Raw genomic sequence first — 20,781 nt, forward strand, 5'->3', positions numbered from 1 at the left:
GCCCGCTTGTCAATGCAATCCGCACAGCATCTTGGCGGAATTCGTCCGTCCGTTTCAGTCCCATAGTTCATCTCCTTTGCTGCAATAAATGCTATCAAAGGAGCGGCATCAAACCGTGACAGGTCCAGACTTGGCCCTGTGCCTGACTGACCGCCGCTTGGAAGATGCCCTGCAGGTTCGGCACCTGGATCGCGATATCAAGATTAACGTCGAGCAGGTTGTCTAGGCATCCAAGAGCCGCGATGGAATGCGGTTTCTTGAGCGCCTCTTCACCGCGTAAAACCTCAGCCTCAATGCCTGAGCGGATTGCGTTTGTCAGGTTCAGCTTCACCGTATCGCTGCAGCCCTGACCGCCGGACGGGAAAAGTTGCAGGATTTGATCGTTGGCTTGGGCTTGCGCATGTGGCGTACCCATCAGGGCCATTCCCGCGATCAACGCCGCGCTTAGGACGTAGCAGACGTCATGCTTCCGTAGTTTCATCATTGAGTGCCTCCAAGATTGGTCCGTTCACCCTGAAACGGAGGTGTTTCGCGAATGAGAATGGGTCTCTTGGCCCCAAAGCCCGGAAAACCATCGGTTTGTTCATAAGTGCCGCCAGTGTCGGCACCGCCCGCGTATGTCGTGCCGGACGCCGCCCCGATCCGGTTCATCAGATGCGATTGCAGTTCGGCGTAGGAACTAAAGCCGTTTGCGGTGAGATATTCCGGCGGAAACACGGTTGGATCGAACCCGCTCTGAACCCAATTGTTCAAAGCACCCGCGCCAAGGAAATGCGCCGCCGTCAACAGACCGCTTTCGGTGAAGGCGACTCCGTTGACGGTTTGTCCTGCCAAGCCCCGCGTTTGAGAAGACAGAGCGGACCAATTGCGCGTGGTCAGCGTGTTGAACGCTTGATCCTGCAAGGAATGACCCGCTGAAGAGTTCAAGAACCCACTGAGCGAGGAGACGCCCTGACCCGTCGCCTGTGATGTCCATTCGTAATTGCTCCAGCTGCCGCGCGACCCACCGGTGTGGCGCACATAGCCAAGGCTTGCGAGCGTTCCTGCCGTGATCTGGTAGGCTCCTGCCGCAGTGCCCCCTTGTGTGTTCAGCGCCCCATAATTGCCGCCAGACTCCTGTGTGCGGATCAGATCGGCATATTCGTCCGCAAGTGCCACTGCCGCCCAGAAAACAAGCACAAGCGCGAGATACCGGATGAATCTCCGACGGATCATTTGACAGTCCCCGCAACCGCAACGGGTTGGATTGGGATCGTCTCCATGGGCGCACCGGTCGACGGCGAGGTCACCGTCACACCGCCGCGGCTCAATGTCTCGATCCCGCGAAAGCCGTTTTCATCGCGCAAGGTCTTCGAAATGCCGATCACACCCTCAAGCGCCTGGATCATGCGGTAAGACTGGCCGAGATTGTTGATCAAGAAGACGGGGCACGTTGATTGGCCACAAAAGTAGGGCGAGTTGACAACGATGATTTTCTCGCCGCCGGTGAGTATATCGACCTCATAGACAACGACCTCTGGTGGTCCGAAAGACGGGGCTGTCGTCTCATCGATGTTGGCACCCAACTCCTTGCTCACGAGGGCCAACTCTTCCTCGTCGGCTTCGCGCTCGACCATGCCTTCTTGATTGGGTTGCGGCGCGTAGGCCTGCCCATTCCAGGTCCAGACACGGCCGTCTTCGATGATCGAGCGCATACCCGTCGGTGTCACGGCTGATAGCCCGAGCGCGTCTACGGCCGGTCTGCGGTAAATCTCCAGCCACTGTTCATTGTGGAACAGTGCGACGTTAAAACACTCGGTCTCGCAGTTTCGACTTTTGCCGATCTTCAGGAATATTTGCTCTGGATCATCGTTTGGTGCTTCGAGCCAAACCCGAACAGCTTTCACATAGGTAAACTCGCGGCCATACATCCGGCGTGCGATGCTCAGTGCTTGCGGATCGTTGCGCGCGAACGAAAGATGTTGAACCGCGATGTCGCCGCCCGGTTGGTTGTTGTTCTCAGTGTCCTGCGCAAAGGCTGCGAGCGCCCACATAATGACCAGCAGCACGACTGTGTAGATCGGCCAAGAAAAGAAATGAGATGCCGAGCGCGTGCGAGTGCGCGGAGGTTGGCGTGCAAATTTCATTGGAATGCCCCTTTCGCCAGATCGTCAGCCATGCGGGAAATAACGTTTGAGCGCGCGGACTCGTCGATCATCTTGCCCGACGACATCAACCCTTCGAGTTCCGCCTCGATCTCTGCTTTTGCTGATCCGGCCGGGAAGCGTCGCGCCAGGATGCGCCGCGCCTCAGCACTGCCAAGCCGCTCATAAAGGATCGCCCGCAAAGCCGTGTCTTCGGCTGTTGTCGACAGCGCCCAAAGCTCGATGGGTCCGAGCTGGTTATAAAAATGCTGCACATAGGTCTGGGATTTGAGTTTGAAGATGGCGACGATTGGCGCGCCTTCGCCCGGCTCAGGACCGGTCAACCGGCTGATGACGGGCTTCAAGCTGGCGGGCAGATCATAGGTATCCATAACGGTGCGCACGCTCTCGGCGGTCGGCACGTTGCAGAGGAAGATGTTTGTCGCGAGTTCGCGGATTGCGTGGTCAAAATCCCCGATAAGCTGACTGGCAAGCGAGATTTGCACTCCTGCCTTCCGCCCGACACGCACGTCGGCAACAATCTGATCGCGGATGCCGAGCCCACCGGTCAGATGATATTCATCGATACAGATGCGCTTGGGCATCTGGCGGTTGTTCTGAAACCGCAGCAAGTGATGCGCGCGGACATCGTTAGGCAGATCGGACCCTTTGATCTCATCCTCATCAAGCCAGAAATCTGACGTCAGTGTTTGACGCGCCATCATGTACATGACGGCGGTCTGCTTGCGCCCGCGCTTGCCTGTGGCTTCGGTCACACCGGCCAGATCGAAGGCCACGATACGTGCACCTGAGACATCGAACCGGGTGGGGTTGGACAGGATGACATATTGCTTGATCGCTGCCGTGATCTGACGCTGGAAGGCACCGACCATCGGTTCTTGAGTTGAGTGCACGCGCATTTCGATGAACGGCTCACGCACCGTCTCCGCATTGGAGATCGGAATGAGATCGCCGAGGATCGGCACGGCAAGCCGCTGCGCGAGGGCAGCCGCGTGGTGCTCGCTCTTCTCAAAGAGAAAGTCGACAATTTCCCACCAACTGGTCTCCTCATCGACTTCGAAATGATGCTTTTTGAGCGCGTCATCAACCCTGAGATCCATAGTCGGCGAATAGCGCTTTGGGCTGACCTCGTCTGAATAGGTCCGATACGCCTCATCCACACAGGCTTCGGCTAGTTGCGAGACGCCGTCATACGGCGCATCGGCATCTTCCGGCGTGCAGATCAGAGAAATCAGATTTACAAGGAATGAGCGCTCGTGGGCAAATGGTCTGCGGCAGCAGAGCTGGGTGTCAAACGGATTGACCGCATCCCGGTCCACCATTTTCAGGCGGTGGAACATCGCCTCATGTCGGCGGTTCGGCGGCAAGGCGTCGCGGATCAAGCTTATCAGGCCCGACGAGGACGGTCCAATATCGATAATGGCGATGCGCGGCAGGATCGCCTGATTGTTGCCACCCCTGCCAGATTGGGGTGAGAGTGCCACGCCGAGATTGATCGCGTTCATCAAAACTGATTTGCCGGACCCCGGCGTGCCGACCATTATGTCGACGCTGGCGTTCTGTTTCGAGGAGCCCGGCTGATAGGGAAACGGTTTGCCGTCAGCTGTTCGGAAGATAATGGAGCCTCGCTCCCATGGACAGGCCGGTCGCACGATGGGGGCCATGGCGATCACATCGAGCAGATCGGCCGCACAGCTTTCGGCGGTGGAGGCGGTCGACAAACCCAATGCAGATGACATCACGCAATCGAGCGGATCACCAACCACCGCATTCGTGTGGCAGTTGCCCCAAGACTTGACCATTTCTTGGAGCGATGAGACATGGGCGCGCAACTGTCCGACCTCGTCGGCAGGCGCCCAGGCCGCGAACGAGGCACGCCAGCGGATGACTGTATTTCCGTCACCATCCGTCTGACGCAGCCGCTCGAAACTCTCTTTGATGCGCCCATTATGGGTTGGGGCCGTCCAGGCCAGCAACCGTGCCAGCTGTTCGCGAAACACCTGCCCCGCGAACCCGCCACTTTCCATGAGGATTGAGCAGCGCCAAGAAATCTTGGTGCCGTTGGCGATCACACGCCGGATCAGCTCATTGAACTGCACGACGATCTCGGGCGGCAGCACGATGTCGAATCCTGAAAACACCGTGTTGCCGATACGCACGATTTTGCCGTCGATCACCTCGGCATGGTCGGTGAAAATTTGCTCCGAGAGCTTTGGCCAAACGAGGTTGGAAATGTCCTTGCGCTTGAGATTACGCCCAAGACTCGGCAACCGCGCTTTGAGGAAGTCGCCCGGCAAAGTCGCGCGCCACGGATGGTTGAACCCCAAGGTGTCCGGAGCCACGATCTTGCGGATGGCGTTCAGCGCCTCATAGTTGTCCATCAGGTCGAGGGCGATGCCGGCGGCGTTGAACTCGCGTCCAAGCGCCGTGACGAAGCTGTCATGCCGGATTGCCAGCCCTTCGAGCGCGGTGTCAGGAATTTGACCCAGGGAGATCGGTGGCGCGGCGTTCAATACCTTCGTGCGTTGCTTCAGGCTGGCATTCCGGTCTTCTGCTGTTAGCAGGGATGGCCTTGACCACAGCGCCAGATAACACCGCTCGCCATAGAGTTTGGATGGAAGCAGTCTGCGGCGCTCATCCAGAAGATCATGCAGGTCGAGCGCATTGTCGCGGGCAACACGGGCGCTGTCATCAATGATGGTTTCGACCTCACGTGCACCCAATTCTGGCGAGTGCCCAAACCAGAACTGCAGTGCCAATCCGGGTTTGGAGAAAAACGGTGACAGACCCACACGCAGCTTATCGCAGGCCTCGGTGACATCCTCTTCTCCCGGTAAGGACCGGAAGCCGTCGAGCCGAAAGAGTGACATCATCGAGCCGTCGTCAGCCACAAGCGCAGTTTTGCCGTGGGCGGTCTCCAGGCGGCAATAGCCGTCCAGAGATGCTTTCAGCGCTCCCCGGCCCAGATGGGCTGCAGCTTGATGCCAGAATGCGACCATCGATCCATACGCCTCCTTAGTTCAACGACCGCAAAGGAGCGTCTACCGACGATTGGTTCGCACCGGTGCCGAAGATCGAGGCGACGCCGACATTCAGGAAGGTCGGGATCGCCACCATGCAGGCGGCGGCAACGCTGAGCATCAGAATGCGGCCGGTCTCAACAGAGGAGTCGTTGGTGTTGCGCGAGCGCTTGATCATTGCCATCACGGCCATGATCGCGAAGACCACGCCGAGTACAAACGAGATGGTGCCGAGGATGTCAGCGGCAGGACCAAGTTGGCTGGAGCGCATCTCGGTGAAGATATCGCCAAAGGTCTGCGCAAAAGCCTGCGTTGCCCAGAAGGCTCCGAAGGTGAATGCTAGAGCGGACCGCGTGAGAACAGATCGCCATGATTTGCGACGTAGGGTTGGTTTGTCAGATTTGGATCGTTTCGTACGCATGGAGAGGTTCCTTATTTCAGCCGAAGAAGAGGTTTTCGAAAAGACCGACGGTGCGGGGCAGATCGACCGCCATGATCCCTGCGATCATGTGGATGAAGCCTTTGCCCATCAGGCCCTGTGCGGGCATGTCCGCCGATTTGACGCAAAGAAAGAGTCCGCGCACGACGGCCAGCAATCCGATGAACTGCGCGACCCGCACAAGCGCGATCAGGATGGCTTCGCCCGGCGTACCTGAGACGGGCGACAGCATTTCTGGCGCATAGGCCATGATCTCGCTGGCAGCACTGGCCGTCGTGTTGCTCGCTCCGTAAAGAGACGCGATCCAGGCGGAGAGCGTCAGATCGAGGGAGATGATCAACAGACCGAACACGATGTACGTCAGCGCCTGATAGTAACCGTGGCGTCTGTGATGGGCGTGGGACCGTTCTTCCGCCGTGACCAGCATCATACGGCTGCCGATGATGACGAGGATAATGCCCAGTGCGAAACAGAGCGCTGCCACGAACGCCTGCGCCGGTGGCAGGATGTCTGTCACCCGCATGAAGAAGGCGGTCAGCTCGTCCATAGAAAATTGCCTTCATCATTCACCTGCCCCACCCTCAGTGTTCGGCTGGACATCGGTTTCGGCTTCGGGGATCAGCACAACGCGTTTTGGGGTGTCGTCCTGCGATGCCACGACAGACGTGACTTGGACGGGGCGTCCGGTGCTCTCGTCTGAAGCGGCAGCGTCGGCGGCGTCGGCAGGTGGCATCGCAGTTCCGATAAGGCTCGTGGTGGAATAAAGTTGCTGGATCGCGTTGGCATGTGCTGCATTCACGCGGCGTTGCTCCTGCCATCTGATGACCAGCTTAGGCAGAACACCCCCCTGCCCCGTCAGCAGCGCCAGTTCAGCGCGCATCTCAACGCCCAGTTCTGTGAGCAGCGCAACCTCGGTCTGCAGCGCGACGAGTTCCGCAGACTGCTCTGGTGCGACCGACGCGACAACAAGCGGTGCGATCTCACGCCGAGGTTCCATCTCATTGACGGCAAACACGCTGCCAATCCCAACCAAGGCCAAGACGGCAATACCGAGAGAGAGCTTGAAGAAGCCGTTGATGAACTCCGCGAGTGGTCTTTCGGGACGTGCCAGGAATATCGTGCTTCTGTTTTGCGTGTCGCGCGGGGATTGGAAGTGGTCGGCGAAACTGTCCGCATGCGGAATCGGCATCACATTCAATGCTCTGTCCGACTCTGACATTTACGATCCTTCCGGATGAGGCGTTTGGGCAAGAACTGTTAGGTCAGGGTATCTCGCAATTACGCTATGGCTATAAAAAGTATATCGTTATATATAACGATAGATACCTTGTAGTAAAGCACTTTGATGGCCCCCCACGAGAAAAGGATTTCAGTGATGATCAATGTAGAAAAAAGAACAAGTCACCGATGCAGCGGCTTGCAAAAAGCAGTCCGCGCGAGCACCGGAAGCCAATCGATGACCGCTTTCGCTTTGATCATGTTGGTGGGGACCGCATCGATCGGCCACGCGCAGGACCATAGTTGGAAAGAGGGATTTGCAGGATGCACGGGCACGTCTTCATTCATCGAGACAATGATCTCCACAACAGATCCCGACGTTCGCCAGCTTATGAAAATTGGTGAGATGCAGGCTTGGGCGATCAAAGATGAGAATGGAAATCCTGCGACGGCACTGACAACGGAAGATGGCCTGACAATTGTAGGGCGCATCATTGGGCCGCAAGGCGAAGACATCACGGCAGCGTTGCTCGCAACCGTGCCCGATCCAAATGCCAAGCTGCCGATTGCCCCTGCATCATTGGCCCACACATCGAACACGGCACTCACGCCGCAACCAAACTCGACGACACCAGAACCAACGACCCAAGATGCGATGACGTCTCTACCAAGTTTACAAACGACGGCAGTTGCACCGACTGGGACGACATCACCTGTCTTGTCGCAATTGCAGGCAGACGCACCACCCCAAGCCGCTCCGCTCTCTAATCCTGCGACCACAGACACACCAACGGAGACAATCGCCTCAGCGCCGATTACGGCGGTTGAACAACCCTCAGCGCAGGTTCAGGAGGGAATCGACACCATTTTCAAACAGGCAGGAGAGGAACGGATCTGGTTTTCTGCGGGAACGCCAAACCCCGGTGCGCCCGTCGTCTACATGTTAGCCGATCCAGAATGTCCGCACTGTCAGTGGACAATCGATCAAATGCTGGGGCCAATTACATCTGGATCAATCGATTTGCGGATCATTCCAGCGCCAATCACTGGCGTTCAAGGCTTCAACACCTCCCTGTCGATTCTGCATTCTCAAGATATCCCGCAGACTTTCATGGCGCATATGACCTCGCAGACGCGAGGGACGGCCGCCGTGGCACAGATGGATGCCACCCGGGCCGATAAGGCAGTCGTCCAAGGAATCGTCGATAACATCAATTGGATGCGCGCCAACAAGATGCCGGGTGTCCCGTTCTTCCTCTATGAAACCGATCAAGGGGCGCAGTTCGCCTTCTCAGAGCTTCCCACCAATATTCTGAGTGTCGCCAAAGCCGCAAGCCAGTGATGGGATGCGCTGATGCTGCCAGATAATGAACATCTTGGCGCTGCTGAATCCATCCTGCGGTCGGCACGCACCTTTGAGATATCCTACAAGGTTATGGCCAAGATCGCGCTCGGTCTTGGTCTCTCTACTACCGTGCTGGCGGCATCAACCGCCTATCTCGCCGTCAACCGTCCCGAGCCGCGCTACTTTGCGACCACGACAGATGGCCAGCTTTTACCGCTTGTGCCTCTCGACAAGCCGCACCAATCAGCCGCTGAGGTGAGTAACTTCGCGGTCAAAGCAGTGACCTCCTCTCTGACCTATGACTTTGCGAACTATCGTGCCGATTTCAACAACGCGATGCAGTATTTCACCAAGCCGATTGGCTGGAATCAGTTCGTCGATGCCGTGCAGAAAAGTCAGATGCTCGAATTGGTGCAGACCCGCCGTCTCAACACGACGGCTGTCGCCAATAATGCAGTCATCGTCCGTGAGGGCATCAATGACCGCGGGGTCTACGAATGGATCGTACAGATCCCACTGCGCGTAACCTACCAATCAGCTTCCGAGGTGACAGGTCAGAACTTCATGATCACCGTCAATATTGAACGGCTGCAAACCTATGAATCCCCCTATGCGATGGCAATCTCCCGTTTCATCGCCGCTCCCGGAGGCGCCTGATGCGACCTACATATCAATCTTTGAGGCAACTTTGCCAATCGACGAGCCTTGGAAGCGCCCTTTTGCTTGGTTTGATGATCACACCGATCCAAGCACAACAAGTGCTAAGAGATGCGAATGGCAATGAGACCGTGCCGCCTGGAACTGAGGTTCAGACCCGCCTGCCCCAGATCACAAGCCGGCCGGCAGCGACATTGCCGGGTGCCGACACTGGCACGACAGTTGTCACCATTGAGAATGGTGCAGAACACGCACCCGGTCAGCAGCCGTTGCCCACCGGTGCAGAGCCGCTCACACAGAACGAGATCAATCAGCGCCTTCAACCGAATCAACAGCAGCAAACGACGCCACCGGGTGATTTCCCAATCGTGGGTGCCACAGAGCTGCTGCAAAGCATGGACGATCTCGACCGCCCCCTGACGCCCGAAGAGATCACGGCCTACGGTGCGGCGCTCCAAAGCCAGTTCCCGATGACGCCCGAAATGATCCAGGACTATCGCCGCCGCGTTGATGAAAGCCAGAAAGCGGCAGCAACGCCACCGTCAGGCCAGTTCCCGCATGCTATTTCGGACGCAAAGCGGCTCACCCTCGATGCTGCACAGGAGCCAGAGGTCCTGTTGACTGGTCCGGACACAGTGAGCGTCATGGCGTTCTACGACCAGACAGGTGCTGCATGGCCCATCGCATCTTATGTGATCGGCAAGCCGAATAGCTTTCAGGTCTATGCAATGCAGGAAGGCTCCAACCAATTGGCGGTCACGCCGCTCGTCCCGCACGGGTTTTCCAACATCGTTGTGTCCCTCGTGGGTGAGAGCCGGCCGCTGGTATTCGAAGTGCGCACGAACTCACTCAATACACACTATCGCCGCGACTTCACGGTGCATGGGTTGGGGCCAAATGCGACTTCAAGGCCTCTCCAGACCCGCCAGAGCGAACCGGTCGCGCGGGCCTCCGACGATGTGATGATGGCGTTTGCGACGGGCGCGGATATTCCGGGCAATGCCGTGCGCCTGTCCACTGACAATGGAGCCGTTAAGGCATGGAGCTATGACGGCGCAATCTATCTGCAATCGGCAGATGCGATTATCTCGCCGCCTGCGTCCCGCATTCTAACCGGCCCCGGTCAAGTCAAAGCCTATCGGATCAGACCCACATCTGTAGCGCTCATTTCTTCGAACGGGCGCGTCTCAAAAGTGAGGATTTCCCAATGAGCAATTCAAAAGAACCGAATGAAAACAATGATGAAGCGGAGATTGGCTCTGCAGCCAATCCAGCTGATTCCGCTGATCGGGCCAACGCAGGACGCGTCACGCGCGGACGCAAAGGCGGGCTATTGTCATTTAGAAACATTGCCTTACTCACCGTGTTGGTTGTTGGAGGAGCTGTTGGCTTCGAGGTTTGGAAGAACCCTGACCTCATTGGCCCGAGCCGTGTTGCGGGCACACCGAACGTGGATGATACGCCAGCCGGAGATCAGTTGCGCACGTCAGAGCGCTATCAGGACAATCTGCGGCAACAAAACGAGGACGGTGCGCAAACTGCGCAAGACACTGATACCTCATTTATTGCGACACCCGATGAACCCTTGCGTCAGATTGATGAGAAACCACCTGCTATCGCACCGACCCCGAACCGCCCCCTGCCCCCGGCAAACGCACCTGTTGAAACTCAGCAACCCAGAACCGTGGTCATTGACCGTCAGCAGCCCGTGCGACAGCAAGCCGAACCGATCCCAAACCAGCCTCAAGCACCCGACTACGCCCGTATCAACCAGCTCGCCCAATTGATGGCGACGCAGCAGCAAGGACTGCTTGGCGCATGGACTGCCCAGCCCTCAGCCGTGACCGTCGTAGTTGAAGAAGACCTTGTGCCCGTGGAAGACGTCGATGTGGCGGGTCAAACGAGCGAGGGTACTATACGACAATCCAGCACCCCTGCCCGCTCAGAGCCTCTCATCCGTGCGGGCGATGTTGTTCTTGCCACGACCATCATCACCAATGACAGCGACACACCGGGACCGGTGGTCGCACAAATTCGGAAAGGTCCGCTGACAGGCGCGCGTCTGCTTGGTAGGTTTGCACCAAATCAGAACAACACCCATCTTATGGTCCAGTTTGACTCCGCGGTGCTTGAGGACGGAACCGAGATCCCGATATCTGCCTATGCGGTTGATGCCCGTCAGAAGTCACTCGCCGTGCGAACGGATGTGGACCGGCGTTTGTTCGCACGATATGCGCCGCGCGTCGCAGCGGCTTTTGTATCTGGGGTAGGTGACGCCCTGTCGGACCCTGGGACATCGCTCATCGATCTTGGCGGTGTCACAGGTGTCACACGTCCGGCAGCCACTATCGAACAGGGGCTGTATAAGGGATTGGCGGAAGTTGGTAACGATCTGGCCGGAGAGTTTGTGCGGAGTGCGCCCAACGGTCCGCTGATCACTCTGAGATCGCGTCAGATCATTGGCGTCCTGTTCACCAGCAATGTTGTGTGGCCGGACAGATGAGGGTGATGGAGCGAGGCAATGGCTGAAGACAGATACAACATCTATCGCTCGACGGTGCATTGGCGCTATGCAATGGCGCGGCCGCATCTGATGTTTTTCGATGCGCGGTTGATCTTCTTCATCATACTGTTCGTCTTCCATATCCGGTGGTGGACGTTTGCGATGCTGGTGTTTGCCATCGCGGGGTTCACGAGTGCGAACTACTTCAAATACTCGCTGGAGAACGTCTTGCGTTTATTTAGATCGAAACTCGTAGGACCGTTCCGCTCAGCTGTGGCGTATACGCGGCTTCGGCCAATGGTAGATTATGGATCTGATGCGCTTAGAAGAGATGTGAATTAGATATGTGTCTAAAGGAATACCCCAATAGCGCTATCGCAAATGTGAGATTCTTGCACGCGTGCAAGAGTTCGATAGCGCCGATTTGGCGTGCTCCAGTTCTATCGTTTGCCGGACCGTTTCGGCAGGTGTCATTGCCGTCTGATTTGAAGGGCGTGGAATAGTGTTTGGTGTCCTTCTGGAGGCGATATCATATCAGCGTCACCGCCCATCTTGCACGCGTGCAAGATGGGCGGTGACGCCGTATACTAGCCCGAAATGTGCGCGAAAGTCTGATGTGCGTACGGTATCTATACAAAACATCAAAAAACGTGCTAGTTCATGTGTGAACCGAATCCACAAGAGAATCGGAAAATCGGAATGCGACATGAGCGGTAATCTAGAACAGTTTTTGCAAGAGCTCTCCAGAGGGCTCGATAAGACCATGGTGTCTGTCAACAAAGAGCTCACGATGCGAGATCGCATCAAGCGCTCTTGGTCAATGCGTCAGTGCGCACGGTTTCTCAACGTTAGTCATCAGCACCTGACAAAGCTGGCGAAAGATCATGAAGATTTCCCGGCTGGACAATACGTGGGTAGAGAGCGCGTCTTCACTCTTAAGGAGCTGATGCATATTCGCGCGCTATTGGCAGGTACGGGAAAACGTCCATACGAGTATCTCGCATGGCGGAAGCCCGGTGATCCTCTGCCGGTTATCTCTTTTGCTAGTCAGAAAGGCGGTACGGCAAAGTCTCTGTCAGCTGCGCACTTCGCACAATATCTCAGCCTGCACTACGGCATGCGTGTGGGTATCATGGATGCAGACCCCCAAAGTACAATAACGCTGTATTTTGTCGGTGGCGAAGAGATGCCGACCATGCCGGATGAGAACACGCCTACTATGGTGGATTTTGCAGGTCTGTTTCAGACAACCGAAGATCTTCCTTTCACGGACTACGATGCACCGACGTTGGACACGTTCTTCAAGAAGACTTCGTGGCCTGGCGTACGGTTGTTGCCTGCTCACGGTGAAACGTCAGAGGGCGAAATCCAGATCGCAAGAATTCTGCGCGCAGATATCCCTGGTAAACGGTTCTATCGATTTCTGAAGGACGCAATTGATCGATGGCGTGATGGGCACGTCCCAGTCACTAAACCCAACGAGCTATTGAGTGATGGGAAAGTAGATAAATCAAAGCTCGATGCAGCTCTGGTCGAGACGCTTGATTGCATCATCATTGACTATCAGCCTGCTCTTACTCTTTTTCAGCTTAACAACGTCATAGCGTCTTCTTCACTTATCATTCCGCAGACGATGAAGGGGTTCGACATCGCTACCCTTTCAACATTTGTCACGGGACTGCTGACTATGTTGCGTCACATATTCGCGAATGAGCGGTTGGATATCGGCGCAGGTGCAAACATGTTGCTGCCAACCATAGTCCAAAGAACAAATGAGCAAGATTTAAAGCAGGTAAGCAACCTGCTGGAAAACTGTCCGGACGAAGTGCTTCCCGTATTCTATTTGCGTTCAGATGCTATCTCTAATGCCTCTGACGTCTACCAATCAGTTTATGAGTACGAGCCAGATACCCCCGGCAAGAAGAAAGGCATCAATCGTTTTATCGACAACGCTGATGCTGTGAACGACGCGATCGTCTCACGTCTGTGGCCCGGTTTGGAAAGAGGTTATGCAGACGCTTGGATGGAAGATTTCTATGACTTTGGAGAGGATGCAGAATGAAGCGTTCGATCAGTAGCTCTGTTTTACGCAAGAAATCAGCTGAGACCGCTGACGCCCCACCTAAAGACGTCGTAAGTGAGCGCGTTCAGGACGCTACGGCTGTCGCACCTCAGCCTGCCACAGGTTTGAAACCTAGGATGGGCGGCTCAGGTAGTGCTTGGAAAGCGGGAGCCCTTAGCGACACTCAAGTCCTTCTGAATGAGAAGCGTGCGGAGATCGTAAGACATATTCTACAGGGAAAGCATGAGCTGGAACTTGATCCCACCCAAATCAATGATGAGATTGGAACGGATAGACGAGATGATTGGATAGATCAGGATGCTTTCAACTCCCTACTCGAAAGCATTGAACAAAATGGCCAAGACACACCGATTCAGGTCTGGCCTGTCGATCCGAGCTGGCAGCCCGATCCGCTAGATCCAAAGAACTGTGCTGGCGTTCCATTTTTTCTAATTACCGGTCGTAGACGGCATGCCATTGCTCAGAAGCTCGGTCGGCCTGTCAGGGCCATTCTGGCGTCGCCGGAGAAGAGAGGGGTTTCAGACGATCAGTTTGAGATGCTGTTCATGCGCTTCAGAGAAAATGAAGAGCGCGAAAACCTCGGTGCTTTCGAGCGTCTTCTATCAGTTGGCCAGATGTTTGATCGCTATGAAACTTCGAACCCTGACAAGAAGGTAACTGCTGTTAGTTTTGCGAGCATCATCGGTGTGCACGAAAGCCACGTTTCGAGGGGGAAGGCCGTGTTGAAGGCACGCGATGAGATCTTGCACGCGTGCAAGAATGTCTATGCGCTTAGCCATCGAGAGCTCGAGAAAGTTGTTGCTGATCTGGTCAAGGGTCCGGATAAGGCGGCTAAAGGTACGGCCAAAACGAAGAAGCTAACAATCATACGCAAGTTCGGGCGAGAGAAGCTTTCTGTTTCATCACAAGGTGGAAAGCTATCGGTCAGCGCTGCGGGAGTAGATTTGGATAAGCAGAGCCTAGAGGGCTTAGGCGACATGATCGCAGCTTATCTACAGGAACATGGGTCGAAGAAATGAAACGCTCACCTGCAACGACAGGGAAGGGCGCTCGACCCCAATTGAGGCAAAGAGCAGAGAGGAACGTCACGTGATCTAACGGCAAAAGAAAAGCCCCCAAACCTCGCGGCCTGAGAGCTGATCTAATTTCTGTTGCAAGACTTAGATAACTCTCTCGCGAATCGAAGTCAACGAAACAACACCGATTTGGTGAACGGGATTCTTTTGCCTTCATTCAACTGATGGAGGTTTGAAACACTCATGACACATACAGGTTGGCGCAAGCCGACACCGGGCCTTGTGGTCGCTGAAAAGCACGCACAAGCCGGTGAACAGCTATCTATACCCAAAACACGAGCAATAGTTGCGGCAAAGAAGGTGGCCGCTGCGATCGGTCTCAAGTCGCAAGATCTCTTGCTTCTAGACACTTTTGGTGCCGTTACACAGACACAGGATTGGGAGCAGGGCAGGCGGCCCATTGTTTGGCCTTCCAATAACTTCCTGATGGAGCAGACAGGTTTTTCTTTGACAACATTGCGTTGCCATATCCGACGCCTGTGTGAAGCTGGCGTTATCTGGATGAAGGACAGTTCAAACGGGAAGCGCTTCGGGGCCAGGGACAGGGATGGCTACATCGTTGAGGCCTACGGCTTTGATCTCGCACCTCTAGCGGCCCGCGCCGAAGAGTTCGAAGCGTTACACGCGCAGCTGCAGGAGCAGCGCCAATTCTGCAAGTCTCTGCGTAATTCGATCACCGTCACACGGCGTGTGATCCGTGCGAAGATCGAGAAGGCACTGGAGAACGGCCTGAGAGGTCCATGGCGCGATCTGCACGATGAGTTTGGCTTGCTGCTTGAGCGGCTTCCTAAGCGCACCACTGGCCCCGAGAGGCTCCTTGACCTCGTGAACTGGTTCAAAGCCCTTCAGCATCGCGTAGAAGCCGCGTTTGAGGACGCTTTTGACTGGCCGGAGCGATCAGACGCTGAGTCTGCTGTCCCACAGGACGATACGACAGATAATAATGTTGTATCTATTTGTATAAATACTGCCCCCATGGGTGCGAAAAACAGCACCCACATACTAACTACAAATCAACCTAATCCTGTAATTAGTACCCGCTTTGAAAAAAAGCACGCGGCGGGTGGTGTGCCAGAATATCCACCCGAGGAGCGGGTTGATAGCGATGAGGGCGTGAATCTGGAAGGCGAATGGAGCACTCAAACCAGAAAGCGACGGTCTGACATTGACGTACCGATGTTGATGGCAACCTGTCCAGAGTTTGGAGAGATGGCCCGTGGTCTGGAAGGATATATTCGTGATTGGAACGGGGTCCACAGAGCCGCCGCGAAGATCAGACCGATGGTCGGAATCTCCGAACACGCCTGGAATGTGGCTCAAAGGGCGCTGGGGCCGGAAGTTGCGGCCGCGGCAATTGCATTGATTTACGACAAGCACTCCGCTGGAGAGGTTTCCTCGCCAGGCGGCTATCTCAGGGGCATGATCCAGAAGGCACAGACGGGCGAATTGCACCTCGATCGGAGCTTCTATGGTAGATTGAGCGAGCGGGCACTCTAGCGATATGCGTCGTGCGTCAAGTGACGCTTGACATATTGCCACATCTTCTGTAGGTACGGATATGAAAATTGAGAGTATTGGCCACAAGGGTCTAAGGCGGTTCTTCGAAACAGGAAACCCGAAAGGTTTGGTGGGCGACACGAGCAGGCTTCGCAAAATGCTGGCCTTCATCGATGCCGCCGGCAGCTTGGAAGAGTTGGCGACGCCGCCAAATTATGGATTGCACCAATTGACCGGTGATCGAAAAGGCATTTGGTCGATGACCGTGACGAAAAACTGGCGGCTCACGTTTCGTTTGAACGAAGAGGGTGCGCTGATAGATATGGAACTGGAGGATTATCATGGCTCTTGAGATGCATCCGTCGCTGACGGTCCATGTCGGTGACTGGCTAAAGACGGAAATCGTCGAACCTGCGTCCATCAGCGTGAAGGATCTTGCCGATCATTTTGGCGTCTCGCGGCAGGCTATGAGCACTTTGCTGAATGGCAATGCAGGCTTGTCGGCAGAGATGGCAATCCGCTTCGAGAAAGCCTTTGGCATTAAGGCCGACACGCTTCTGCGCATGCAGACAAGTTATGAGCTGGCCCAGGCGCGGCGACATGAGGACGACATCAAGGTGCAAAAGCTGCAGAACGTCGCCTGATAGGGCAGGGGAGGTCCTACAGTCCCGCCGCCTTAGTCAAATTGACCCGGAACCGGTCGCGACGACGTTGGTATTTGCGGGTCATTTCTGCTGAGGCATGCCCAAGATGTTTCTGGACGTAGCGTTCGTCGACCTCGGCACTGGACGCGAGACCAGCTCGTAGGCTGTGACCCGAAAACAGGGCGAGGCGATCTTTCTCCGGAAGCTCACTGCGGATGCCCGCGTCGAGAACAGTATGCTTGATCAGACGTGCGACGTGTTTGTCACTGAGCCGCGCCTCCAGAGCCTTCGTGCCATCACGGGACGTGCGGACGAACACAGGTCCAAAATCGATCTTGGCGAAATGCAGCCATTGTTCAAGCGTATGCACCGGGCAGGTCTGGTCAGAAGAGCCGCGACCGATTTCGACCTCACGCCAGCCGGTTTTGGCGTTCAGCGTGAGCAGGGCACCTTCGTCCATGATTTTGATCCAGCCGCCTGAATCTGGAGTGTCGTCCTTGCTGACATCAAGGCTGACGATTTCAGAGCGGCGCAGCCCGCCCGCATAGCCGATCAGCAGGATTGCTCGGTCTCTGAGCCCCCGCAGATCGTAGGGCAGGGCGGCGACCATCGCCAGGATGTCATCGCGCAGGATCGCTTCCTTTTGGACCGGCGGCCGCGCATGTTTGCGTTTGATCCCGGCCAGCACCGTGGCGATGTGGCGGTTCTTGCGATCAAGGATGAAGCCACGCCGCTGGTAGTGCCAAGCAAGGCCAGACAGGCGGCGCTCGATGGTCGATACCGAGAGGGCAGGGGCCTCGGTATCAGGCGCTGCACAGTTCGCAATGTAGAGGCCTATCAGTTCCGGGCTTGGTGGCAGTGCGTTTGCGCCTCGCCTGCGACACCAGCTTGAAAAGTGCGCCCAGTCTTTGGCATAAGCCTTGTTGGTGTTCTCGGAGGTCGCCTGACGTGCATAGTCACGGGCTGTATCCACGAGACGGTCGAGAGAGCCCGATCCAGCGACATGGGAGGGCAGAGTGATGCCATCACTTTTTTCTTGATCTCTCTCGTCGTTCTGAGCAATACTAGATGCACCAGAGTTTGATGAAGTCTGTTTCTCGTCCTCTGAGGCCATTTTCCAGTAAATCCAGTAATGAAATTGAACTGTTTCCCAGCATATATTTTAACGTCCGATAAGGCAACCTTACCGGACATAGTGCAGAACAGCAAGGCGGGGCGGTTTTCGCGCTATTTTCTGGACTAAAGCGCCGCACATGTGTAGTCTCCGGGCATGACATTTGCCCAACCGGATCACATCAGCGACCCCGACACGTTACCCCGGATGCCCGCCTGGGTCACCTCCATGCGTGCTGAAACCCCTGAAGATGTAGCGTTTTTGTCGGGTGCCGCGCTGACCCACCTGCATCTTGTGTTGGGACGCGCGGATGTGCCCCAAGCCTTGTTGCGGGACCGCCTCGCGCTGCGCGCGGCCGAAGCTTGTGTCGCGTTTGCCGGTCGGCCCGAGCGGGCAGGGGAGTTGCGCGATGCGGTGCATCTGCTGCGTCCGGGCGATCTGCCCGGTCCGGCGGGCGCGGTCTGTCAGTCTTGGCAACGCGCGGTGGAGCGGCCGGTGTCGATCAAGGTTCTGGGCAGAGCTTTGCCGACCCTCGTGCCGGGCCAGATTGCTGCGTGGCTTGATGCCGGAAAAGGGGCGCCGGTGACCCGGGCCGCGATGGTTTTGGAGGCGTTAGTGCGCGAGACGCCGCGCGCAGACGTAGCAGGACTGATCCTCGCGGATGCGGTCCTGGCTCAGGCACTCTGCTGGGATCGTGTCGTGCCGCTGCTGGCCCCGGGCCTGAAACGCGCTGACCTGCGCAAGCAAGGCGACGACTTGCGTCTCGCCTGTCATCGCGCGCTTGTCTCCTCGGCGGTCGAGGCTGTGCGTCTCGCCGCCGACCTCGCGCGGCGGACCGCGCACCTGAAGGCGGTCGCGCCGAAGCTGCGGGCCAAGGGGGCGGGGGACGCGGTCGAGATGCTCCTGTCCCGCGACGCGGTGGCGCCATCGGCCCTGCCTTTGCCGGATCGCGCCGCGCGGCGGCTCTGCGATCGGCTGGTCGACCTCGGCGCGGTGCGCGAGCTGACCGGGCGCGATACTTTCCGGCTCTACGGGGTGTAGCGATGGCAAAGGATCGCCCTGACCCCGAACTGGATCGCGAGCTGTCCGACCTGCCGCCCGAGCTGCGCTGGCGGGAATGGATGCGCCGGATCGAGGCGGTGCTCTTTGCCAGCGCTGCGCCGGTCGCCCGCGAAGATCTGGCGCGGATCGTAGGGCAGGGGGCTTCGGTGGATCTGCTGGTCGAGGACCTCGCCGCTGATCTGGAGGGTCGCTCCTTTGAACTTGCCCAGGTCGTCAGCGGCTGGATGTTCCGGACCCGGGCTGCGTACGCGCCGGCGATCCGGGCTGCCGCGGATGTCAGTGATCAGCAATTGGACCTGAACGAGTTCGACGTCGCAGTGCTGGCCGCGATTGCCTATCACCAGCCACTGACCCGCGACGGTCTGAAGGACATCTTCGGTAGGGAGATCAGCCGGGATTTAATCGGAAGACTGCACACACGGGGGCTGATTGGAACCGGGCCGCGAAGTCCTAGGCGCGGGGCGCCCTACACCTATGTGACGACCGAACAATTCCTCGTGGCCTTCGATCTGGCATCTCTGGAGGACCTTCCAGAACGCGAGCAGCTTGAGGATTCTGGCATGCTTGCTAGCGGATGAACCGCCGTCATTCTGGATTGGGGAGTTCAGATATGTCGACCTGTATTGAAGTTAGATGAACGTGCGTCAGCGCCGCCGCACGCAAGTCACGGACTAGGCGTTTTTCGAGTTCCAATTGGTTGCTGATTTGGAGCGTGTGATGAACTGCCCCGCGAATTCGAGCGGCCAGAATCAGATCAGCAGCAACCTCATGAGCACCACCCCTTTCCCGCAGCGCATTGATAGCACCCAGCAACTCCTCTGGAGGTTTGCCTTGCTCCAAGAGCGTCTTGTTCCTTTTCATAATCCGCACAACGTCGGTGCCGTTCCAAAGATCGCGAAACATGTACGCAAGCTGCGTTCCTTGCCCACCCATGGCCCGCACCGCTTGCTCGTCGGCAACTGACATTCCTTGGAGATCACTGTGCATGCCGGCGAGACGCGCGTGACCATACTCGAAGGCATGTCTTTCGAAGGATTGGAGGCGATGAAAGATAGCGTCCTGAAAGGCGGTCTGAAGGAACGCGGCGAATGCCTCGAGATGCTCCTTCGTTAGGTCTTGGGCCTTGAGTGTTGCAACTAAGCGCTCGGTTTGTTCCTTGGCCCAATCCGGCCAGATGATCTCGAGGGTGCGTTGACCGCCGCCTCCCTGAAATCCAACAATCGCATTGATATCGTCGAACGACATGCCGTGGTGAACTTGGAGCAGGCGCACGCCCTCCGCGAGAAAATCTTGTACGCAGCAGCTGCGATCGGGCGACCCTCTCGGGACCACGCATGCCAGCGTTCCGCCAGGAACTTGCAGCATTTGATCAATTCTTCCTCGCCAACGGCGAAACGGCCGAGTGCTTCCCGAGCAACCGTGCGTCGAATCTCATCTCTGGCAGCGATCTGTTCATCAGGCAGGACAATCCGACCGCCGCCCGCGCCTTGATAGCCCCGCGGCCTGCGGCGTCTCCGATGTTCGGGCAGGTGGCGATAGAATTGTTCTGCGCGGCCGTCTTTGGAGCAGGTGAAGCGATAGATCGTCTCATGACTCACCCGGATTGGGTGGCGTTCCAACCGCATCCGACCCGCAATCTGTTCCGGTGACCACCCAGCTTTGAGACGATCCTCTACTGCAGCTTTCAGCTCGGGATGGACGATCATCTTGCGATGGATGGCACGGCGCTTCTCATACATGTCCTGGGCGTTCAGCGCATAGTAGCCGTTCAGTTCGGGCAATTCCGTGTCCGCAAATCGATTCCGTTTGATGTCGCGCTAGGTGTTCAGTCCCAGCATCTGGTGGATCGGGCTCAAGATGAATCTTTCCGGCTCTGATGTCCAGATCTTGCAGATGTATTCGTAGGGTGTGAGCCCGTTGACGGTCTTGAGCCGACGCGCGAAGTTGTATGCTGCCATGAAGTCTGTGAGGTGCGTTCG

At 56.8% G+C, this 20,781-nt stretch carries 21 protein-coding genes and 2 pseudogenes; 12 read left to right on the forward strand and 11 right to left on the reverse strand.

Features of this window, described 5'->3' with window-relative positions; all coding sequences use genetic code 11:
* Nucleotides 1-94 precede the first annotated feature (94 nt).
* Genes HKX44_RS19695 through HKX44_RS19725 form a run of 7 tightly spaced genes read right to left on the reverse strand, consistent with a single transcriptional unit; the run spans nucleotide 95 to nucleotide 6,822 of the window.
* Nucleotides 95-484: a hypothetical protein gene (locus HKX44_RS19695; RefSeq protein WP_276153065.1), complete on the reverse strand. Its 390-nt coding sequence runs from the start codon at nucleotides 482-484 to the stop codon at nucleotides 95-97.
* Nucleotides 481-1,215 (reverse strand): hypothetical protein, encoded by a 735-nt coding sequence (locus tag HKX44_RS19700; protein WP_276153066.1) that lies wholly within the window; start codon nucleotides 1,213-1,215, stop codon nucleotides 481-483. The genes HKX44_RS19695 and HKX44_RS19700 overlap by 4 nt, the downstream gene beginning before the upstream one ends.
* On the reverse strand, nucleotides 1,212-2,126 hold the full coding sequence (locus HKX44_RS19705) for a hypothetical protein (RefSeq protein ID WP_276153067.1): 915 nt from the start codon (nucleotides 2,124-2,126) through the stop codon (nucleotides 1,212-1,214). The genes HKX44_RS19700 and HKX44_RS19705 overlap by 4 nt, the downstream gene beginning before the upstream one ends.
* Nucleotides 2,123-5,143: an ATP-binding protein gene (locus tag HKX44_RS19710; protein ID WP_276153068.1), complete on the reverse strand. Its 3,021-nt coding sequence runs from the start codon at nucleotides 5,141-5,143 to the stop codon at nucleotides 2,123-2,125. The genes HKX44_RS19705 and HKX44_RS19710 overlap by 4 nt, the downstream gene beginning before the upstream one ends.
* Before the next feature lie 16 nt (nucleotides 5,144-5,159).
* Nucleotides 5,160-5,585 (reverse strand): hypothetical protein, encoded by a 426-nt coding sequence (locus HKX44_RS19715; protein ID WP_276153069.1) that lies wholly within the window; start codon nucleotides 5,583-5,585, stop codon nucleotides 5,160-5,162.
* 16 nt (nucleotides 5,586-5,601) lie between these two features.
* The gene (locus HKX44_RS19720) at nucleotides 5,602-6,150 is read right to left on the reverse strand and encodes a hypothetical protein (protein WP_276153070.1); all 549 of its coding nucleotides are present in this window, start codon (nucleotides 6,148-6,150) and stop codon (nucleotides 5,602-5,604) included.
* A 15-nt stretch (nucleotides 6,151-6,165) separates the two neighbouring features.
* Complete coding sequence (locus tag HKX44_RS19725; RefSeq protein ID WP_276153071.1) at nucleotides 6,166-6,822, reverse strand: hypothetical protein; 657 nt, start codon at nucleotides 6,820-6,822, stop codon at nucleotides 6,166-6,168.
* A gap of 156 nt (nucleotides 6,823-6,978) precedes the next feature.
* Between HKX44_RS19725 and HKX44_RS19730 the strand changes: the two genes are divergently transcribed.
* The 10 genes from HKX44_RS19730 (at nucleotide 6,979) to HKX44_RS19775 (ending at nucleotide 16,626) form a co-directional block, all read left to right on the forward strand.
* Nucleotides 6,979-8,163 (forward strand): hypothetical protein, encoded by a 1,185-nt coding sequence (locus HKX44_RS19730; RefSeq protein WP_276153072.1) that lies wholly within the window; start codon nucleotides 6,979-6,981, stop codon nucleotides 8,161-8,163.
* A 12-nt stretch (nucleotides 8,164-8,175) separates the two neighbouring features.
* Nucleotides 8,176-8,823: a type IVB secretion system apparatus protein IcmL/DotI gene (locus HKX44_RS19735; protein ID WP_276153073.1), complete on the forward strand. Its 648-nt coding sequence runs from the start codon at nucleotides 8,176-8,178 to the stop codon at nucleotides 8,821-8,823.
* 131 nt (nucleotides 8,824-8,954) lie between these two features.
* Nucleotides 8,955-10,034, forward strand: coding sequence for a DotH/IcmK family type IV secretion protein (locus HKX44_RS19740; RefSeq protein ID WP_276153259.1), 1,080 nt, complete (start codon nucleotides 8,955-8,957; stop codon nucleotides 10,032-10,034).
* Nucleotides 10,031-11,326, forward strand: a complete 1,296-nt coding sequence (locus HKX44_RS19745; RefSeq protein WP_276153075.1) for a hypothetical protein — start codon at nucleotides 10,031-10,033, stop codon at nucleotides 11,324-11,326. The genes HKX44_RS19740 and HKX44_RS19745 overlap by 4 nt, the downstream gene beginning before the upstream one ends.
* 18 nt (nucleotides 11,327-11,344) lie before the next feature.
* A complete protein-coding gene (gene icmT, locus HKX44_RS19750) occupies nucleotides 11,345-11,668 on the forward strand; it encodes an IcmT/TraK family protein (RefSeq protein ID WP_276153076.1) in 324 nt (107 codons plus the stop codon).
* Nucleotides 11,669-12,032: 364 nt separating this feature from the next.
* The gene (locus tag HKX44_RS19755) at nucleotides 12,033-13,388 is read left to right on the forward strand and encodes an AAA family ATPase (RefSeq protein ID WP_276153077.1); all 1,356 of its coding nucleotides are present in this window, start codon (nucleotides 12,033-12,035) and stop codon (nucleotides 13,386-13,388) included.
* On the forward strand, nucleotides 13,385-14,428 hold the full coding sequence (locus HKX44_RS19760) for a ParB N-terminal domain-containing protein (protein WP_276153078.1): 1,044 nt from the start codon (nucleotides 13,385-13,387) through the stop codon (nucleotides 14,426-14,428). The genes HKX44_RS19755 and HKX44_RS19760 overlap by 4 nt, the downstream gene beginning before the upstream one ends.
* A gap of 240 nt (nucleotides 14,429-14,668) precedes the next feature.
* Complete coding sequence (gene repC / locus HKX44_RS19765; RefSeq protein WP_276153079.1) at nucleotides 14,669-15,982, forward strand: plasmid replication protein RepC; 1,314 nt, start codon at nucleotides 14,669-14,671, stop codon at nucleotides 15,980-15,982.
* Between the two features lie 61 nt (nucleotides 15,983-16,043).
* Nucleotides 16,044-16,334 carry a type II toxin-antitoxin system RelE/ParE family toxin gene (locus tag HKX44_RS19770; protein ID WP_276153081.1) on the forward strand — a complete coding sequence of 97 codons (291 nt, stop codon included), beginning with the start codon at nucleotides 16,044-16,046 and terminating at the stop codon, nucleotides 16,332-16,334.
* Nucleotides 16,324-16,626, forward strand: a complete 303-nt coding sequence (locus tag HKX44_RS19775; RefSeq protein WP_276153082.1) for a HigA family addiction module antitoxin — start codon at nucleotides 16,324-16,326, stop codon at nucleotides 16,624-16,626. Before HKX44_RS19770 ends, HKX44_RS19775 begins: the two co-directional genes overlap by 11 nt.
* 16 nt (nucleotides 16,627-16,642) lie before the next feature.
* Here the strand turns inward: HKX44_RS19775 and HKX44_RS19780 are convergent, their stop codons facing one another.
* Nucleotides 16,643-17,740 carry a tyrosine-type recombinase/integrase gene (locus tag HKX44_RS19780; protein WP_276153083.1) on the reverse strand — a complete coding sequence of 366 codons (1,098 nt, stop codon included), beginning with the start codon at nucleotides 17,738-17,740 and terminating at the stop codon, nucleotides 16,643-16,645.
* A 156-nt stretch (nucleotides 17,741-17,896) separates the two neighbouring features.
* On the opposite strand from HKX44_RS19780, the gene HKX44_RS19785 reads away from it, so the two are divergent.
* Both HKX44_RS19785 and HKX44_RS19790 read left to right on the forward strand, forming a co-directional pair.
* Nucleotides 17,897-18,781 (forward strand): DUF1403 family protein, encoded by an 885-nt coding sequence (locus tag HKX44_RS19785; RefSeq protein WP_276153084.1) that lies wholly within the window; start codon nucleotides 17,897-17,899, stop codon nucleotides 18,779-18,781.
* Nucleotides 18,782-18,783: 2 nt separating this feature from the next.
* A complete protein-coding gene (locus HKX44_RS19790) occupies nucleotides 18,784-19,380 on the forward strand; it encodes an SMC-Scp complex subunit ScpB (protein ID WP_276153085.1) in 597 nt (198 codons plus the stop codon).
* 7 nt (nucleotides 19,381-19,387) lie between these two features.
* Here HKX44_RS19790 and HKX44_RS19795 read toward each other — a convergent pair whose 3' ends face one another.
* From HKX44_RS19795 to HKX44_RS19805, 3 genes and pseudogenes are all read right to left on the reverse strand, one after another.
* Nucleotides 19,388-20,047 (reverse strand): hypothetical protein, encoded by a 660-nt coding sequence (locus tag HKX44_RS19795; protein ID WP_276153086.1) that lies wholly within the window; start codon nucleotides 20,045-20,047, stop codon nucleotides 19,388-19,390.
* A gap of 185 nt (nucleotides 20,048-20,232) precedes the next feature.
* Nucleotides 20,233-20,619: pseudogene (locus tag HKX44_RS19800) on the reverse strand (IS30 family transposase); the annotation flags it as partial.
* Nucleotides 20,620-20,781, reverse strand: a pseudogene (locus tag HKX44_RS19805) (IS481 family transposase); the annotation flags it as partial.

Origin of the sequence: Sulfitobacter sp. M05 (assembly GCF_029285175.1) — a bacterium.
Lineage (GTDB): Bacteria > Pseudomonadota > Alphaproteobacteria > Rhodobacterales > Rhodobacteraceae > Sulfitobacter.

What these genes read in the sequence shown, in the direction of transcription:
- HKX44_RS19695 (WP_276153065.1), bottom strand. Translation starts at nt 484, where the DNA reads ATGATGAAACTACGGAAGCATGACGTCTGCTACGTCCTAAGCGCGGCG.
- HKX44_RS19700 (WP_276153066.1), bottom strand. Translation starts at nt 1,215, where the DNA reads ATGATCCGTCGGAGATTCATCCGGTATCTCGCGCTTGTGCTTGTTTTC.
- HKX44_RS19705 (WP_276153067.1), bottom strand. Translation starts at nt 2,126, where the DNA reads ATGAAATTTGCACGCCAACCTCCGCGCACTCGCACGCGCTCGGCATCT.
- HKX44_RS19710 (WP_276153068.1), bottom strand. Translation starts at nt 5,143, where the DNA reads ATGGTCGCATTCTGGCATCAAGCTGCAGCCCATCTGGGCCGGGGAGCG.
- HKX44_RS19715 (WP_276153069.1), bottom strand. Translation starts at nt 5,585, where the DNA reads ATGCGTACGAAACGATCCAAATCTGACAAACCAACCCTACGTCGCAAA.
- HKX44_RS19720 (WP_276153070.1), bottom strand. Translation starts at nt 6,150, where the DNA reads ATGGACGAGCTGACCGCCTTCTTCATGCGGGTGACAGACATCCTGCCA.
- HKX44_RS19725 (WP_276153071.1), bottom strand. Translation starts at nt 6,822, where the DNA reads ATGTCAGAGTCGGACAGAGCATTGAATGTGATGCCGATTCCGCATGCG.
- HKX44_RS19730 (WP_276153072.1), top strand. Translation starts at nt 6,979, where the DNA reads ATGATCAATGTAGAAAAAAGAACAAGTCACCGATGCAGCGGCTTGCAA.
- HKX44_RS19735 (WP_276153073.1), top strand. Translation starts at nt 8,176, where the DNA reads ATGCTGCCAGATAATGAACATCTTGGCGCTGCTGAATCCATCCTGCGG.
- HKX44_RS19745 (WP_276153075.1), top strand. Translation starts at nt 10,031, where the DNA reads ATGAGCAATTCAAAAGAACCGAATGAAAACAATGATGAAGCGGAGATT.
- icmT (WP_276153076.1), top strand. Translation starts at nt 11,345, where the DNA reads ATGGCTGAAGACAGATACAACATCTATCGCTCGACGGTGCATTGGCGC.
- HKX44_RS19755 (WP_276153077.1), top strand. Translation starts at nt 12,033, where the DNA reads ATGAGCGGTAATCTAGAACAGTTTTTGCAAGAGCTCTCCAGAGGGCTC.
- HKX44_RS19760 (WP_276153078.1), top strand. Translation starts at nt 13,385, where the DNA reads ATGAAGCGTTCGATCAGTAGCTCTGTTTTACGCAAGAAATCAGCTGAG.
- repC (WP_276153079.1), top strand. Translation starts at nt 14,669, where the DNA reads ATGACACATACAGGTTGGCGCAAGCCGACACCGGGCCTTGTGGTCGCT.
- HKX44_RS19770 (WP_276153081.1), top strand. Translation starts at nt 16,044, where the DNA reads ATGAAAATTGAGAGTATTGGCCACAAGGGTCTAAGGCGGTTCTTCGAA.
- HKX44_RS19775 (WP_276153082.1), top strand. Translation starts at nt 16,324, where the DNA reads ATGGCTCTTGAGATGCATCCGTCGCTGACGGTCCATGTCGGTGACTGG.
- HKX44_RS19780 (WP_276153083.1), bottom strand. Translation starts at nt 17,740, where the DNA reads ATGGCCTCAGAGGACGAGAAACAGACTTCATCAAACTCTGGTGCATCT.
- HKX44_RS19785 (WP_276153084.1), top strand. Translation starts at nt 17,897, where the DNA reads ATGACATTTGCCCAACCGGATCACATCAGCGACCCCGACACGTTACCC.
- HKX44_RS19790 (WP_276153085.1), top strand. Translation starts at nt 18,784, where the DNA reads ATGGCAAAGGATCGCCCTGACCCCGAACTGGATCGCGAGCTGTCCGAC.
- HKX44_RS19795 (WP_276153086.1), bottom strand. Translation starts at nt 20,047, where the DNA reads ATGTCGTTCGACGATATCAATGCGATTGTTGGATTTCAGGGAGGCGGC.